Source organism: Pseudomonas grimontii (assembly GCF_007858185.1).
GTDB lineage: Bacteria > Pseudomonadota > Gammaproteobacteria > Pseudomonadales > Pseudomonadaceae > Aquipseudomonas > Aquipseudomonas grimontii.
In genome coordinates, this window is sequence record NZ_VFES01000007.1 from 253,980 (window position 1) to 269,475 (window position 15,496).

A 15,496-nucleotide genomic window follows, 5' to 3' on the forward strand; every position below is an offset into this window, starting at 1 on the left:
GACAAAACGATGAATCCGCACAACACGGGCGATCCAGGGGCGTCGAGTGTTTCAAAAATGGACACTTCAGGCGCAACGATGCCCGGGCTTGCGGCTCAGGCTTAGCCTTTGGGGGATTTACGCGGGATGGAATTGAGTACGGGGTTGCCATCCTGGTTCTGGGTCAGATAGACCGGCAAAACCTTAGGCAGGGACGGGATGAGGTTATTGACCTCGGTGATGTTGTAGATGCCGCCGATACGAATCGTCCCGGTATTGGCGTCCGCCAGCATCACCGGTTTTTTCAGGTAGCGGTTGATCAACGGCAACGCATCGGTCAGGGCCAGGTTGTCGAGCACCAGTTTGCCTTGGCGCCAGGCCAGGGCGGTGTCATTGGCGGTGATGGTGCCTACGCGCGGCGTGGCATCCCCCTGTTGATAGCTGGCCTGCATGCCGGGTGTCAGGGGCACGCTGCCGTGTACCTGGTCACTGGCAATCTGCACCGAGCCCTCGAGTAACATCACTCGCACCTGGTCTTCATACTTCCAGACGTTGAACTGGGTGCCCGTGACGCGCACCTGTCCTAAGCCTGCGTGCACGATAAATGGATGCGCGCTGTCATGGCTGACCTTGAAGAACGCCTCGCCCTTTTTCAGCGTGACGCGACGTTGATCCTTGTAGTTGCTGTAGACCAGCTCGGTGCCCAGGTTGAGCTCCACCTCGCTGCCGTCGTCCAGGGTGACCTTGCGCAAGCCATTGGCGGCCTGGAAACGCTCATAGGAACTCGGCAACCAGCCGGCTTCCCAGCCGGTAAAGGCGGCCAGGGGCAATCCGGCCAGGCAGATCGCTGCCGCTACCGCGTAGGTGCGTAGCCGGCGGCGAGGCTTGAAGGGCACCACCACTGCTGGGATTGCGTGGCGGGGCAGGTGGTCGGCGACGTCCCAGACTTCCAGCATGGCCGCGTATTCAAAGGCGTGCAGTGGATGGGAATCGTGCCATTGCTCAAAAGCCTGACGTTCAGCCGCGGTGCAGTCACCTGCGTGCATGCGCATGCACCAATGCGCAGCGGCGTCGGTGATGGCGTCGTATTCGGCTTCTGAAAGGGACTTTTCGCTCATTAACTCATCCTGATTTCACACATTCTAACCTCCCGAGGCGGACCGCGAGAACAGCCATCATGGCGATTGCACATCAATTGGAACTTATTCTTGTTTGGCGCGACCTAAAAATTCAGGACATTCCCACCATGGAGAACGAAAATGCTGAAGAAAACCTTAGTCGCCCTGTGTGCAACCACCGCTTTGCTCAGTGCGGGCGCCGCCCTGGCCGATAAGCCCGGCGCGGGCTGGATCACCATCGAAAAGGCCATTGAAGTGGCCAAGACCAAGGCCGGATACGTCGAGGTGTACGCGGCGGAAGCTGACGACAACGGCTATTGGGAAGTCAAAGGCCGCAAGTCCGACGGCACCGTGTATGAAGCGCGCATCGACGGCGCTTCCGGCAATATCCTGCGTGACCAGAAAGACTGATAGACCCGCCGGGAGCCTGCTCAGGCTCCCGCATCCAGTTCCCTGCCGAGTTGACTGATCAGATAAGTGACGGAATCGGCGTTGGCCAGGATCGTATCGATACGTTTGTCGGCATTGCTCATGAACATTGACCGTGCATCCTCAAGAGTCCGACAGCCGGTGGTACTCAGGACTTTATCCTTGAGCAGCGACGTTGTGCCGCTGCTGCCGAAGTCTTCCCAGTGCTGGGTGAACTCGTCCCAGGTCTTGAACAATAAGGTCGCGGGGGTCAGGGTCGAGAGCGCGGTATCACGCAAGTCGGCAAGGTCGGTCTGCATCACTTGGGCACCACTGATGTTCACGTTGATCAGGTCGTGGAACGGCCGCATGGAGTCCAGGTAAGCCAGGTCTTCGGTCAAGGATTTGAGGTGCGTTATTTCGTGGATCAATACGGTTGCCCGTGCATGGGCCGAGATATTGAACGGCGTATTCAAGCGGTTTTGGTAGATATCCATGGGCGGGTCGAAAAAGCGGTCGAGCAAATAGATCTTCTGCCCTGCGTCTTCGGGCACCACGAAGGCAAAGGTATCCCTTGGGCTATAGCGATGGGTGCCACTGACAAAACGTTGAGAGTCGGGACCGATCAGGGTGTGGTTCGTCAGTTCATCGAGTACCTCATCGATGCGCCGCTCGATTCGCTGCACCTGATCGGGCGTCAGCGTGACGATGCCGAATAATTCACTGAAAAACCGCCCAAGCCGGCTGTTGGGCTCCCGTCGTGTCGTAAAGTGGAGAAGGTTGCGTTTACAGGTGACCGCATAGTACGTCGCCACGTTGAGCGCTTCGTCGATACACTGGGCTTTCCAACTGGATAATGCGGCAATTTCCCGTATGCCCACGGCTTCGATATTGATGGCCTGCCGTTCGGCTGCCCACGTGTAAGCCCTGCCTGCGTAACGACTCAGGGTTTTGCCGAAGCGCGGGTGATGCCGATCGAGGTCCAGCGTCCACTCGCCCTGGGCATTGCGTTGTACATAAGGGCCCGCCAGCTCGCCCTGGCTCAGGCGCCAGTGCTCACCGGCTTTTTTCACCGGGTATACCTTGCCCGCCAGCGGCACAAAATGACGCGTGTCGGACGCATCCTTATACAGGTTGGTTCGCGTGCTTTGCTCCAGTTCGTCCAGGGCAACGTCATGCTCTTCAAACACTTGCAACTGGGTACGTCCAGGGGCGGTCAGGTCCAGGTCAGCGAGTGTGGGCGCGCGGGGCGCAGGCGCCTGGAGCCATTGCTCCAGCGTAGTGTTTTCCTCGGTCGAGGAGGCTTGGGGCAACAGTTTGTCCAGCTCCTTGCGTAAGGACGCCAACTCGGCCACGCCACCGGCGAAGGTTTTGAGCGCGTGTTGCCAGCGGTGTTGCTGCAGGTCTTCAGCGGAAGCCTTGAAGAGTTTATAGCTGCGCCACACCACCAGCGGGTAGGCCAATTTGCCAGCCATGAACTGCAGGCCTTTGGGGATTCCCTCGGTGAACAGGCTGGTGACTGCGCTCCATTGCGCCTTGCCCAGCGGGGAGAACTGAGTCGCCAGCATCCGCAGCAGCACCTCGATATTATCTTGAAACAGCTGGTTCAGCAGGTTGCCGGTGATCGGCGAGGTGCCGAGCCGGATTTCCGCGTGTTCCTTGCTCCAGCGCTGGCCCAACAAATTGCGGTAAGTGGCTTGATGGGGATCGTGCATCTGGCCGATTACCCAGTCCTGCAGCGCGCCGGGGGTGGTGAATTCATTGAGCAACGCGGTTTCATTTGCGTACTCCTTCAATAGATGTTTTGGGCTGTAGGGCGCATACAGCACCAGAGGTCCAGCAGCGCCGGCTTTCGGGCCGATCAGGTAACAACCCAAGGCGTTGGCCAGCGAAGCACCCGAGGTGGCGATCAGTTCAAGGGGGCGGATGATCGCAGTTACGCCCGCCACGGCGGAGCGGGCCACAGCATCGGGCATATCAAAGACTTGCCGGAGGAAGCTCCAGGCCGATGCGGACAGCCGCTCCTGGAGTGTCTGTTCATGGGCGTGTTGCAACAATTGCCAGGGCAACTGCCGACAGAACAATTGGAAACGCTTGCGGGCTTCTTCGGTCTGGCCTTTGAGGAGGGGGGTCAGCTGTTGCTGGTAAAGGCTTTTGAGGTCCAGTTGTCGAACCAGTTGGACGATGGCATTGCCGTCCAGTGTCGCCGGCAAAGGCGTGGCTGTTCGCGATTGTGGCCGGATATCCTCGGCGCGTAGCTCAGGCAAGTGCCGCAGGGCGAAGTCCGTCAGGGTCTGAGTGTGGCCCTCAAGCTCGATACGGCCGGGAATCAGCACATTGTCCGGGTTGACGACCTGCCCGGAAAAACGCGCATTGAGCAGGCTGGATAGGGTGCGCTTGGCCCGTTCTCGCATCGGCGTGATGTTGTGCAGGTAGTCGCGCTCATCCGCGCCGCTGATGCGGTACTGCTCAATCAGTTCAGCATGCAGGATTTGCGCATCGGGTCGCGCCATGCCCAGCCATACCGGCAGGGCCTGTTGGTGGATCATGGTACGGGCCAGGGCGATCCCCCTGGGCAGGTTGGTCGGCGGTGCGCGACGGATAAAGCTGTCCATGCAGTCCTGAAAACGCTTGGCGTTCAGCTTCATCGAGAGCAGATGGTCAATCTCGTCGCGCGTGAAATCGCTGTAGGTCTGTTGGCGATTATGCAACAGGTGGTCGTCGATACGTCGCAGCGGTCCGAGCTGCCAAGCCTGATGGGGGACGCGCCTGGACACCGGCAGATTCTCCATCAGGGGTAACCGCGCCAGGGGATCCAGCAAGCGTTGTTCCAGGGCTTCGCGCAACAGCTTGATCGACGCAAACGCCTCATAACCGCAACGGGGTGTCCACAGCACTGCCGTCCCTGAATGGTCCGGATCTATACCGCCCCGCTCGGTCAGCACAAAGCAATTGGCCAGGGCCTGGGGGTCGGTATCAGCGCCGATCTTGACGGTCAAGCCAAACGCATCCGGTATGAACCCGTTGAGGCCTCGGCGGGTCAGGCGGGTCATGTTGTCGGCGTGCAGAACGCTTTCCAGCAGGGCGAGAGCGGGGCGCGGCAAGCTTTTTTGCAGCTGCCTCAGGTACGCTTCACCGCTCAGCCCCTGCAACATTCCATGGCTGAGGTGTGCCCGGTTATTGTCCAGAAACAGGTGTGGCAGCCCAGGCAGGTCCTGTTCTGCAAAGGTAGTCAGGACCTGTTCGATCACTGCATTGAAGCCAGCGGTTGTCAGGTTTTGCAGCTTGTTGGCGACGCCCGCGCTGCGCCTGCCGTAGAGCCCGCTCAAAGGCGAGTCGGTCAGCGCAAAGGCTTGCTTGGCCAGGCGCGCAATAAAGTGCTCCACCATGCTTGAAGACGCCTGGGGCACGCGCTCTTCGCGGTCACTGGCATGCGTGGCATAGGTATTGAGGCAGACATCGTCGGCGTTGAGGTCCAGCCGTCGTTTGGCCAGTTCCGCGTCCAGCGCATGGGCCGTCAGGTCGCGCAAGGTCGGTAGTTTGTTGCGCTCCAGCGACATGGCCGCTTCGACGGTTTGCAGTCGTTGCAGATGCACCTTGGCCTTTTCCGCATGCACGGTGGAGGGGCGCCCATTGCCAGTGGTGATGGGATGGAGGCTCCAGCGCCCGCCCGCGTCCAGTTCCACCAAGCGACTGTCGAGCATAGTGCGCACGTCCAAGGCGCTGTCGAGCAGCGCGGCCAGGTCGATCTCGCCTGCACTACGCCGATAAAGCCCCAGTGCATACTCCAGGTTGTTGAACTGCTTGGTGAGAATGTCCTCGACCATTTCAACAAATACATCGCCCGCAACGGGATTACCGCTCACCTCAATGTGATCCATGCCAATAAACACACTGCGCTCGTCCAGCGACAGGAAGTTGAGCAGCTCATCTTCATGCCCGGCGGCTTTGAGCATGGTCAGCAGGACGTCCTTGAGGTCATTCAGATCCTGAAGCACCTGCAAACCGCGCGATTGGGTGTACAGGTAAGCCTGGGAATTGCTGATCATCAGGGTGCCGCCCAGTTCGACGTAGTGTTGAAAAGGCGCGTGAACCCGCACTTTTTCTATATTCAACTGGCCGGCGAAGGCGGTGCGCGAGATGGGGTCCGCAAGGAACAGGGCTCGCAGCTTTTGACTTTCATCGGTGGACAGGATCATGTCCTGGTGCTTGAACAACAGGTCGGCGCGGTACTTGTCACTCATGACCCGGGCGCAAAATTGCCGGCGTGACTGGCCACCGTTGAAGTCTTCATTCCAGTAGGTCAGCAGCAGGCTGGTCAACAGCTTTGAAAGAATCCCGCTGGTTTGTTCGACCACGCTGTCCCAGCGTTGCTGGTCCTCGGCCAGTTGCTCCTGGGTGAAGGCGTGGGTGTCGTGGGCTATGTTGAAAAACGAATGTGTCTGGTCGAGCGGCCAGGCATGGGAGACATAAAACCGCAGCAGCGCGTCGCGCAGCGGTAACGAGTCGATCCAGCGGCTGTCCTCGCCATCGGCCGCGCGGCTGAAGAAATTCACGCGAGTGTCGGCCTGGTTAAGGCCGGGGAAATAAGAACGGGCCATGATCCCGAGCAACGTATCGAGCATCCCGTTCAGGCTGGGGAGTTTGCGCAACTCGTCGAGCAGGGCCAGTGCATTTTTTTGCTGGTTGGCCAGGAGGGTGTTCTTCTGGTCTTCCATCACGGCGCCCTGGATGGCGGCAGCCGTGACCGTCAGGTGCACCTTCACCGGCAGCGCGTCACGCGCGCCAATCGACAGGAATTGCAGCAGGTCGGTGTGCTGGCTCGGTTGTTTCAACCGCTCTTGCACTTCGCTGAGCAGCACGGCGCGGTTCTCGAATACTTCCAGGCCGCCATAAGGGGTGTACAGCACGGCTTTGTCGTCGTCGGGTGTCGGGCTCATCATGAAGGCGCCCGCTATCGGGATCGCGGTTTGGCCCGGCGCGCTGATCAATAGTCTTTCCACCTTCATCGGGTAGGTCACCGCCGCCAGGTCCGTGCGTGCCGTCTCAGTGGCGTAGTACAGGGTGTGCAGCCAATCAAGATCCTTCACCGTGAAGCCCAGGGCACGCTCCCGTGGCGTCGGTTGCTTGCGTCGGGTTGGCAGCAGGAACTCATCGAAAAAATAGGGAGGGGTGACGGTGGCCATGGGGCGCTCTCCATTCAGGTCATGGTAATGAGCCCCCAAGGTAGATGCCGCCGCCGCGCTCGTTGCGGTAGATAACTGAAGACGGCGTCATGCGCCCGTTGACAGCAGGCACATGCGGCGTTGTTTAATCCACGGTCTGGATTCTTGTTGTCTCTTCCAATTATAAAATCGGAGCTACAGATGTCTGCCCAGTCCCCGATAGTTGAAAACGCTACAGCGCTCATCGGTTTCAACGACCTGGTGGGGTTGCTGTACGCGGTGTTCGTGAAGCACGGCACGTCGCCGCAAGTGGCTGCGATCCTGGCGCGCAATTGCGCGAGTGCCGAGCGCGACGGCGCCCATAGCCATGGCATTTTCCGTATCCCCGGTTACCTCAGCACGCTGGCCAGCGGTTGGGTCGATGGCAAGGCCACTCCGGTGGTCACGGATGTCGCATCCGGTTTCGTGCGGGTGGACGCCGGCAATGGTTTCGCCCAGCCGGCCCTCGAGGCCGCGCGCGCGCTGCTGGTGGCCAAGGCGCGCAGTGCCGGCATTGCGCTGTTGGCGATCCACAACTCCCATCACTTCGCCGCGCTGTGGCCCGATGTCGAACCCTTTGCCGAGGACGGGTTGGTAGCGCTGAGCGTGGTCAATAGCATGACCTGCGTCGTGCCCCATGGCGCCGACCGTCCTTTGTTCGGTACCAACCCCATTGCTTTCGCGGCGCCGCGTGCCGATGGCGCCCCTATTGTCTTCGACCTGGCCACCAGCGCCATTGCCCACGGCGACGTGCAGATTGCTGCGCGCAAAGGCGAGCGCTTGCCGCCGGGCATGGGGGTGGACAGCCTCGGCCAGCCCACCACCGACCCCAAGGCTGTGCTGGAGGGTGGTGCGCTGTTGCCGTTCGGCGGGCACAAGGGCTCGGCCTTGTCGATGATGGTCGAGCTGCTGGCGGCGGCCTTGACCGGCGGTAACTTTTCCTTCGAATTCAACTGGGCCGACCACCCTGGCGCGCGCACGCCCTGGACCGGCCAATTGCTGATCGTGATCGACCCGAGCAAAACCGCCGGGCAAAGCTTCGCCGAGCGCAGCCAGGAGCTGGTGCGGCAGATGCATGCGGCGGGGTTGCGGCGCTTGCCGGGGGATCGACGTCATCGCACACGGGCGAAGTCGATGGAGGAGGGGGTCGTGGTGGATCTGGAGGCCTTGAACCAGCTACGCGACTGGGCGACGTAGAGACCGTCCTATCCAACACCGGGTAAACCCGTAGCAGCTGCCGAGCGCAAGCGAGGCAGCTGCTACGTATGCGTAGAACTATGCGGAACGCGTTAGTTGCGACGACCCAATAGCAGGCCAACCACCAGGCCGAAGCCGGCGGAGATGGCGACGGTCTGCCATGGATGACCACCGATGTAGGTTTCGGTGGCATCGACGACCGGCTTGCTGCGCTCGCGTACGTTGGATACCGAGTCCAGCGCTTGCTTGAGTTTGATCGCGACCTGCTCGCGCAGGGTTTCGCCTTCTTCGCCCACCAGGGAGGCGCTGCTCTTGAGCAGTTTGTCCGACTCTTCGATCAGCGCGGTGAGTTCGCTGAAAGCTTGGTCCTTGATTTGGTCTTCGACGGCTTGGGCGGCGGTTTTGCGGGCCATTGTGTGACTCCTTGCAGGTGAATGTGACAGTGAACAATGGAGTGCCGGGCGGCGGCAAAAGTTGCAGTTTTTTTGCTTGGGCGCGACTCCGGACAAAATCCAAATCCGGAAAAATCGACCTACAGTGTAAGATGTCGTCTATTTGTGCAGCAGGTATTTCAATATGAGCTTCAATCTCGCCAACAAGACCCTCGCCGAACGCGCCGAGCTGGAAGATGAAAAGTCCCGCCTCTACGACCTGTGGCAAACCAACCTGGGCAAGGCCAAGGACGAAGCCGCGCGGTTGTTCGGTGAGCGCGCCAAGCGCAAGGGCAAGTGGTCCGAATGGGTTCGCGCGGAACTTGACGGCATGTCGCCGCCGGAGTTTTCCAACATGGTGCGCAGTGAAGTCAACAAACTGATGGCGGCGGCGAAGTAAAGCTGGCGGCAATCGCCTCGCGTACTTTGAGCAACATCGGGTCAAGCTGGGCCTGGGTGCGCCAACCCAGTTCCACCGGGTAACGCGGCAGCGCCAGCGGGCAGGGCAGTACCCGCAGGCCGGTCATCTCGGCGATGGCCAGCGCCGCATGCCCGGGTATGGTCGCCACCGCCTGGCTGCCCTTGAGCAAAAACGGCAGCGCGGCAAAGTGACTGGTCGAGGCGCACACCTGGCGGCTCAGCCCCTGCGCCGCCAGCCCCTCGTCGGTGATGCCAATAAAACCGCCCGATGACACCAACACATGTTCGCGCGTGACGAACTCGTCCAGGCTGATGTCGACCTGACCCGGCGCCAGGCTGCCGGGGTCCACCAGGCAGCGGTAATCACCGTCTCCCACCACCTGTCGACTCAAGCGGCTTTGCGCAAATCCGCCTGCGGTAATCGCCAGGTCGAGGGTGCGCTCGAGCAGGGCGCCGGCGACGATCTGGCTGTGGGTCTGACGGAAAATCACCCGCAGCTTCGGCAGGCGCTGTGCGATGGCATCCATCAGCCGGCGGCCATAGGCGATCTCGAAGTCATCGGACAGGCCCACCACCACCGAGCGGCCTTGATAGTTCGGGTTATCCGGATTAACCATCGCCAGGCTCTGCCGGCAACGCTCCAGCGCCTCGCTGATCACCGGTTTTAACTGGTTGGCCCGTAGCGTGGGCGCCAGGCCCCGGCCAGTGCGCACGAACAGTTGGTCGCCATAGGCGTCGCGCAAACGGCGCAAACCTGCACTGATGGCCGACTGGGTGACGCCCAGGCGCAACGCCGCGCGGCTGGCGCTGGATTCATCGTGCAGGGCTTCGAAAGTTTTCAGCAGGTTCAGGTCGACCTGGGCGATATTCATTTGGCTCATATCATTCAGCACTGAGGTGGGCTTTATTCATGATCGAGCCTCGCAGGAGAATGGGCAACCCCCTTATCTGGAGTGATCGTGATGCCTGTTTCTACTGTGGCGGCCCTGCAAATCGGTTCCCTGCCTGGCGGCAAGGCCGATACCCTGGCGCAAATTCTCGCCTATGAACACGAGATCCTGCGCAGCGGCGCGCAATTGGTGGTGATGCCCGAAGCGCTGCTCGGCGGTTACCCCAAGGGTGAAGGTTTTGGCACCCAATTGGGCTATCGCCTGCCCGAAGGCCGCGAAGCCTTTGCGCGGTATTTTGCCAACGCCATCGATGTGCCGGGCGCCGAGACCGAGGCGCTGGCCGGCCTGTCGGCACGTACTGGTGCCAGCCTGGTACTGGGTGTGATTGAGCGCAGTGGCAGCACCCTGTATTGCACCGTGCTGTATTTCGAACCCACGGGTGGCCTGGTGGCCAAGCACCGCAAGCTGATGCCCACCGGCACCGAGCGGCTGATCTGGGGCAAGGGTGACGGTTCCACCTTGCCCGTGATTGACGCGGCGGTAGGCCGTATCGGCGGTGCGGTGTGCTGGGAAAACATGATGCCGCTGCTGCGCACCGCCATGTACGCCAAGGGCGTAGAGGTGTGGTGCGCACCGACGGTGGATGAGCGTGAGATGTGGCAGGTGAGCATGCGCCATGTGGCCCACGAAGGGCGCTGCTTTGTAGTCAGCGCGTGCCAGGTGCAGGCCTCGCCTCAGGCGCTGGGCATTGAGGTTGCCAACTGGCCTTCAGAGCGCCCGTTGATCGCCGGCGGCAGCGTGATTGTCAGCCCGATGGGCGACATTCTGGCGGGGCCGTTGCTGGGTGAGGCGGGATTGTTGACCGCGCAGATCAACACCGATGACCTTGTGCGCGCGCGCTACGACTATGACGTGGTGGGGCATTACGCGCGGCCGGATGTGTTCGAGCTGGTGGTGGATGAACGCGCCAAGCCGGGCGTGCGCTATATCACCGACTGAAACCCGGTCGAACGGTGCGAGGGGGAAATCCTTATCAAATACAAGATAAGCTATTGATATTAAACAATTAAAAATTAATCTTAAAGGCTTGAGCCTTGCATAAGCAATTTCGCTCGACGGCATTCCTGTGGCGAGCGGGCTTGTCCCGCGTTGGGCTGCGCAGCAGCCCCGAAACCAGGCGCAGAGGAGTGCCTGATACACCGTATTTGTCTTCAGCAGGGGGGCTTCGCACCCCAACGCGGGACAAGCCCGCTCGCCACAGAGGTCCCAGTTTGCTGCGCGACAGCGCTACGTCGAAGAGGTAGTGGGGCCTCCCACCTTTGGCCCTCAGCGTTTGGGCGATGGGGTTTCCAGCCATTCCTCGCGGGTTATTTCCCAGATATCCCGTGGGAAAGTGCCTTCTACAAACTCACCTTCATCCGTCCTGATCAAACGCATGCCCGTACGTTCGGAAATACGCCGTGAGCCCAGGTTGGGTGCGGCCTTGGGCGCCCGCAGCACGGGGCGCTTGAGCACGCCGAACCAGTAGTCGGTCACCGCTGCGCTGGCTTCGGACATCAAACCTTGCCCTTGCCATTGCGGCCCTAGCCAGAACCCCCGGTTGTTATCCTGCTCGTCCATCAAGCTGACGTTGCCGATCAACTGTTCAGGCGCGCTTTTCAGGCGCAGCGACCAATGCCATTCCTCGCCACGGGCCATGGCGGGTAGGGCGATGTGCTCCAGATAGGAACGGGCGCCGTCGGCCGGGTAGGGCCACGGCACCAGGGCGTTGAGGTAACGCACCACGTCCCAATGCGGGAATTGCTGCTGGATCCCTTCGGCATCGTCCAGCGTCAGCGGGCGCAGGATCAGGCGTTCGGTGAAGAGTGTCGGTTGCATGGGGTCATTACCAAGTCGCTGTATTCGGCAAGTCCAGGGTGCCACGGTCCACAAAGCGCAGGGTGCCGAACAGGCCACCCGCCAGTTCGCCGCGCAACACGTAGGGCAGGTTGTTGAGGCTCTGGGTCTGGCTCAGGCCCAGGGTTTGCCGCAGCACGGAAAACGCCGACACACTCACCGGCACCATCAGCACGGTCTCGGAAAAACGTGGGATGCTTCCGCTCTGATCACTCACCCCTGAGGCCAGCGGCCGGCCATTGACCTCCAGGTCCAGGGCCACGCCGTTGTAGTCGATCGCCGTTTCATTGGGGTTCTGCACCCGCAGTTTCACGGCGAAGCGCACTTCCAGGTCCTGGCTTTGCAGCGGTTCGATGCCCACCACATTGATATTCACCGGGTCGCGGTTGGGGAACAGCGCGCAGGCGCTCAAGCTCAGCAGCAACAGCGATAGAACCATGAGCTTGCGCATACGGAGGTGCTCCTATTTCGTGACGTCCGGGTCCTGCATTACTTTGAGGGTAGAGGACTCCGGATCAAATTCATCTTCTTCCAGCTCTATGAACTCTTCCGGCAGGAAAATGTTCAGCAGGATTGCACAGAACGCGCCCACGGTGATCGGCGACTCGAAGATGTTGTGCAGCGCCTTGGGCAGGTCGCGCAACACTTCCGGCACGGCGGCCACACCCAGGCCCATGCCGAGGGAGATCGCCACGATCAGCACATTGCGCCGATGCAGCCCGGCTTCGGCGAGGATCTTGATCCCGGCCACGGCGACGGTGCCGAACATGATCAGGGTCGCGCCGCCCAGCACCGGCTTGGGCATCAGTTGCAGCACCGCGCCGATCATCGGGAACAGTCCCAGCAGCACCAGCAGGCCGGCAATGAAGTACGCCACGTAGCGGCTGGCCACGCCGGTCAACTGGATCACGCCGTTGTTCTGGGCGAAGGTCACCATCGGCAGGCTGTTGAAGGTCGCGGCCATCGCCGAGTTGAGGCCGTCGGCCAACAGGCCCGACTTGATGCGCTTGATGTACAGCGGGCCCTTGACCGGCTGTTGGGAAATCATCGAGTTGGCCGTCAGGTCACCGGCCGCTTCCAGGGGTGAAATCAGGAAGATCACCGCCACCGGGATAAACGCCACCCAGTCGAACGAAAACCCGTACTTGAACGGCACCGGCACGCTGACCAGCGGCACCTGGGGCAATGCCGCCATATCAACGCGCCCCAGGCACCAGGCCACCGCAAAGCCCAGGGCCAGGCCGATCACGATCGAACCCAGGCGCAGGAACGGGTTATTGAAGCGGTTGAGCAGCACGATGGTCAGCAGCACTAGGGCGGCCAGGCCCATGTTGCTCGCCGCGCCCAAATCGCTGGCACCGAAGCCACCGGCCATGTCGGTGACGGCCACTTTGATCAGCGACAGGCCCATCAGGGTAATGATGGTGCCGGTCACCACCGGGGTGATCAGCTTGCGCAGCTTGCCGATGAACTGGCTGAACACCACTTCGATAAACGCTGCAAAAAAGCAGATGCCAAATATCGTCGAGAGGATCTCATCGGTGCCGCCGCCCCGGGCCTTGACCATGAAGCCCGCGCTGAGAATCACGCTGATAAACGAGAAACTGGTGCCTTGCAGGCACAGCAGCCCAGAACCAATGGGGCCGAACGTGCGCGCCTGGACGAAGGTGCCGAGCCCCGACACAAACAGCGCCATGCTCACCAGGTAGGGCACTTCGCTTTCCAGGCCGAGCACGCCACCGACGATCAGGGTGGGGGTGATGATGCCGACAAAACTGGCCAGCACATGCTGCAACGCGGCAAATATCGCTGCGCTGAAGTGCGGGCGATCTTCCAGGCCATAGATCAGGTCGGATTTATAGCGGGGGCGGGGGGCTTGAGCGTCAGACAAAATGAGGGCTCGGGTCAGAAAAGGGAGGCGCAGGATGCCAGAAAGCTCCGAGCGTCAGAAGTGTAAAAAAATATTCATGAAAGCCCTGCGCAAAACGCCGAACCCGGCCGATAGTTCTTATAGGCTCACCGATCAACAACAACAGTGGTGGCCAAGGTCTGAGCCGCGCGTTGCCGTCGGCGGATCGTTTCGCGGCAGGGATGCACGCAAACACACCTTTTGAGAGCCCACCTATGTCCCTTCGTCACCTTAATATTGCCCCTCGAGCGTCTCTCGGTTTCGCATTCATTGCGGTCCTAGTGGTTTTATTGGGAGTGTTTGCGGTCAACCGCATGACACTGATGCGCCAAGCGTCGCTGGACATGAGCGCGAACCAACTGCCCAGCGTGACGTACCTGGGCAACATGACGGAAAACGTGCTGCGCATGCGCATTCTGTCGTTTCGCGTCCTGGTCAACCGCGAACCCGCGGCCTTGCAGGAAGCTGAAACCCGCATCGGCGTATTGGTCGACAAGGTCAAAACCGCACAGGCTGGCTATGCGGCGCTGCCCCAGGGCACGGATGAGGTGGCGCTGTATAAGACGTTTGTCCTTACGCTGGACAACTACTTCAAGGCTCAGGCCGAGATGCTCAACCTGTCCAGGCAAGGCAAGGTCGATGAAATGCGCGCCCTGATCAACAGTCGCATCAAGGACGGCACCGACCAGATGGGCGAGCAACTGAACAAACTGATCGCCATCAACGCGGCCGGTGCCAAGCAAGCCGACGCTGACGCCGGGCAGAGTTACTCGGACGCCATCACCGGCGTGATTGTCGTATCGGTCGCCGCCGCGTTGCTGACCGTGCTGCTGGCTTGGCTCTTGACCCGCAGCATCGTCACGCCATTGCGCAAAGCCTTGGACGTGGCCGAAACCATCGCCGGTGGCAACCTGACCAGCGTCATTGAAGATAATGGCCGGGATGAGCCTGCGCGCCTGATCAGCGCCCTGTCGACCATGCAAACCAACCTGCGCCAGACCATCCAGCATATCGCCGGCTCGGCCACGCAATTGGCCTCGGCGGCGGAAGAGTTGAGCGCCGTGACCGAGGAAGCGTCCCGGGGCCTGCAGCAACAGAACAATGAAATCGACCAGGCCGCCACGGCGGTCAACGAGATGACGGCGGCGGTGGAAGAAGTGGCGCGCAATGCGGTGTCCACCTCCGAGGCCTCCAACCAGTCCAACCAGGCCGCGCGGCTGGGGCGCGACCGTGTGGTGGAAACCGTCGGCGCGATTCAGACCATGACCCAGGACGTACAAAACACCGCCGCGATGATCGAAGGCCTGGCCACTCAGGGCCGTGACATCGGCAAGGTGTTGGACGTGATCCGGGCGATTGCCGAGCAGACCAACCTGTTGGCGCTCAACGCCGCCATCGAAGCGGCCCGCGCCGGTGAGGCCGGACGCGGGTTCGCGGTGGTGGCTGACGAAGTGCGCGCCCTGGCCCATCGCACGGCGCAGTCGACCCAGGAAATCGAGAAGATGGTCGCCGGCATCCAGAACGGCACCGGTGAGGCTGTGCAATCGATGCAACAGAGCAACCAGCGCACCCAGGACACCCTGGAAATGGCCCGCGCTGCAGGTGTGGCCCTGGAGCAGATCACCCAGTCCATCAGCCTGATCAACGAACGCAACCTGGTGATCGCCAGCGCGTCGGAAGAACAGGCCCAGGTGTCACGCGAAGTGGACCGCAACCTGGTCAACATCCGCGACCTGGCGACTCAATCGGCGGCGGGCGCCAACCAGACCAGCGCCGCCAGCCATGAGCTGTCGCGCCTGGCGGTGGATTTGAATGGGATGGTGGCCAGGTTCGTTATCTGATCCACTTTGCAATGCAATCCAACTGTGGGAGGGGCGGTGCGACGATTCGACTTGCCCCCGATGGCCATGGGTATCTACACAACTTTTGCTCAACGCTGAACGCCCGGCAGATAGGGCTGTTGTGGCGAGCGGGCTTGTCCCGCGTTGGGCTGCGTAGCAGCCCCAGTAAGGAAGAACGCGGTGTATCAGACACTCTGTGGAGG

13 protein-coding genes are annotated in these 15,496 nt (G+C 61.1%); 6 read left to right on the forward strand and 7 right to left on the reverse strand.

Annotated elements, in window-relative coordinates; translation table 11 throughout:
• Nucleotides 1-101 precede the first annotated feature (101 nt).
• Nucleotides 102-1,097, reverse strand: a complete 996-nt coding sequence (locus FIV39_RS13840) for a FecR family protein (RefSeq protein ID WP_090405230.1) — start codon at nucleotides 1,095-1,097, stop codon at nucleotides 102-104.
• Between the two features lie 141 nt (nucleotides 1,098-1,238).
• Here FIV39_RS13840 and FIV39_RS13845 point away from each other — a divergent pair, with 141 nt between their 5' ends.
• Nucleotides 1,239-1,508 (forward strand): PepSY domain-containing protein, encoded by a 270-nt coding sequence (locus FIV39_RS13845; protein WP_016979404.1) that lies wholly within the window; start codon nucleotides 1,239-1,241, stop codon nucleotides 1,506-1,508.
• A gap of 20 nt (nucleotides 1,509-1,528) precedes the next feature.
• Here FIV39_RS13845 and FIV39_RS13850 read toward each other — a convergent pair whose 3' ends face one another.
• On the reverse strand, nucleotides 1,529-6,691 hold the full coding sequence (locus FIV39_RS13850; protein WP_090405227.1) for a dermonecrotic toxin domain-containing protein: 5,163 nt from the start codon (nucleotides 6,689-6,691) through the stop codon (nucleotides 1,529-1,531).
• Nucleotides 6,692-6,871: 180 nt separating this feature from the next.
• On the opposite strand from FIV39_RS13850, the gene FIV39_RS13855 reads away from it, so the two are divergent.
• On the forward strand, nucleotides 6,872-7,906 hold the full coding sequence (locus FIV39_RS13855) for an Ldh family oxidoreductase (RefSeq protein ID WP_090405224.1): 1,035 nt from the start codon (nucleotides 6,872-6,874) through the stop codon (nucleotides 7,904-7,906).
• Between the two features lie 92 nt (nucleotides 7,907-7,998).
• Here the strand turns inward: FIV39_RS13855 and FIV39_RS13860 are convergent, their stop codons facing one another.
• Nucleotides 7,999-8,319 (reverse strand): DUF883 family protein, encoded by a 321-nt coding sequence (locus FIV39_RS13860; RefSeq protein WP_016979401.1) that lies wholly within the window; start codon nucleotides 8,317-8,319, stop codon nucleotides 7,999-8,001.
• A 163-nt stretch (nucleotides 8,320-8,482) separates the two neighbouring features.
• On the opposite strand from FIV39_RS13860, the gene FIV39_RS13865 reads away from it, so the two are divergent.
• Nucleotides 8,483-8,737: a hypothetical protein gene (locus tag FIV39_RS13865; RefSeq protein WP_090405221.1), complete on the forward strand. Its 255-nt coding sequence runs from the start codon at nucleotides 8,483-8,485 to the stop codon at nucleotides 8,735-8,737.
• On the opposite strand, the gene FIV39_RS13870 is transcribed toward FIV39_RS13865, so the two are convergent.
• Nucleotides 8,709-9,629: a LysR family transcriptional regulator gene (locus FIV39_RS13870; protein WP_146371536.1), complete on the reverse strand. Its 921-nt coding sequence runs from the start codon at nucleotides 9,627-9,629 to the stop codon at nucleotides 8,709-8,711. The genes FIV39_RS13865 and FIV39_RS13870 overlap by 29 nt on opposite strands.
• A 90-nt stretch (nucleotides 9,630-9,719) precedes the next feature.
• Between FIV39_RS13870 and FIV39_RS13875 the strand changes: the two genes are divergently transcribed.
• Nucleotides 9,720-10,646 carry a carbon-nitrogen hydrolase family protein gene (locus FIV39_RS13875; RefSeq protein ID WP_090405212.1) on the forward strand — a complete coding sequence of 309 codons (927 nt, stop codon included), beginning with the start codon at nucleotides 9,720-9,722 and terminating at the stop codon, nucleotides 10,644-10,646.
• 327 nt (nucleotides 10,647-10,973) lie between these two features.
• Here the strand turns inward: FIV39_RS13875 and FIV39_RS13880 are convergent, their stop codons facing one another.
• From FIV39_RS13880 to FIV39_RS13890, 3 genes are read right to left on the reverse strand one after another with little or no spacing between them, the layout of a single operon-like run.
• Nucleotides 10,974-11,525: a GNAT family N-acetyltransferase gene (locus FIV39_RS13880; protein WP_090405209.1), complete on the reverse strand. Its 552-nt coding sequence runs from the start codon at nucleotides 11,523-11,525 to the stop codon at nucleotides 10,974-10,976.
• Nucleotides 11,526-11,532: 7 nt separating this feature from the next.
• Complete coding sequence (locus FIV39_RS13885) at nucleotides 11,533-11,994, reverse strand: LEA type 2 family protein (RefSeq protein ID WP_090405206.1); 462 nt, start codon at nucleotides 11,992-11,994, stop codon at nucleotides 11,533-11,535.
• Nucleotides 11,995-12,006: 12 nt separating this feature from the next.
• Entirely contained in the window at nucleotides 12,007-13,434 is a 1,428-nt protein-coding gene (locus tag FIV39_RS13890; protein ID WP_090405204.1) for a nucleobase:cation symporter-2 family protein, read from the reverse strand.
• 34 nt (nucleotides 13,435-13,468) lie between these two features.
• Here FIV39_RS13890 and FIV39_RS13895 point away from each other — a divergent pair, with 34 nt between their 5' ends.
• Complete coding sequence (locus tag FIV39_RS13895; protein WP_143513884.1) at nucleotides 13,469-13,657, forward strand: hypothetical protein; 189 nt, start codon at nucleotides 13,469-13,471, stop codon at nucleotides 13,655-13,657.
• 10 nt (nucleotides 13,658-13,667) lie between these two features.
• A complete protein-coding gene (locus tag FIV39_RS13900; RefSeq protein WP_090405201.1) occupies nucleotides 13,668-15,293 on the forward strand; it encodes a methyl-accepting chemotaxis protein in 1,626 nt (541 codons plus the stop codon).
• The last annotated feature ends 203 nt before the right edge of the window (nucleotides 15,294-15,496 follow it).

Coding starts and splice junctions, on each gene's coding strand:
- FIV39_RS13855 (WP_090405224.1), top strand. CDS start 6,872: ATGTCTGCCCAGTCCCCGATAGTTGAAAACGCTACAGCGCTCATCGGT.
- FIV39_RS13885 (WP_090405206.1), bottom strand. CDS start 11,994: ATGCGCAAGCTCATGGTTCTATCGCTGTTGCTGCTGAGCTTGAGCGCC.
- FIV39_RS13875 (WP_090405212.1), top strand. CDS start 9,720: ATGCCTGTTTCTACTGTGGCGGCCCTGCAAATCGGTTCCCTGCCTGGC.
- FIV39_RS13880 (WP_090405209.1), bottom strand. CDS start 11,525: ATGCAACCGACACTCTTCACCGAACGCCTGATCCTGCGCCCGCTGACG.
- FIV39_RS13860 (WP_016979401.1), bottom strand. CDS start 8,319: ATGGCCCGCAAAACCGCCGCCCAAGCCGTCGAAGACCAAATCAAGGAC.
- FIV39_RS13900 (WP_090405201.1), top strand. CDS start 13,668: ATGTCCCTTCGTCACCTTAATATTGCCCCTCGAGCGTCTCTCGGTTTC.
- FIV39_RS13850 (WP_090405227.1), bottom strand. CDS start 6,691: ATGGCCACCGTCACCCCTCCCTATTTTTTCGATGAGTTCCTGCTGCCA.
- FIV39_RS13870 (WP_146371536.1), bottom strand. CDS start 9,629: ATGAATATCGCCCAGGTCGACCTGAACCTGCTGAAAACTTTCGAAGCC.
- FIV39_RS13895 (WP_143513884.1), top strand. CDS start 13,469: ATGCCAGAAAGCTCCGAGCGTCAGAAGTGTAAAAAAATATTCATGAAA.
- FIV39_RS13865 (WP_090405221.1), top strand. CDS start 8,483: ATGAGCTTCAATCTCGCCAACAAGACCCTCGCCGAACGCGCCGAGCTG.
- FIV39_RS13840 (WP_090405230.1), bottom strand. CDS start 1,097: ATGAGCGAAAAGTCCCTTTCAGAAGCCGAATACGACGCCATCACCGAC.
- FIV39_RS13845 (WP_016979404.1), top strand. CDS start 1,239: ATGCTGAAGAAAACCTTAGTCGCCCTGTGTGCAACCACCGCTTTGCTC.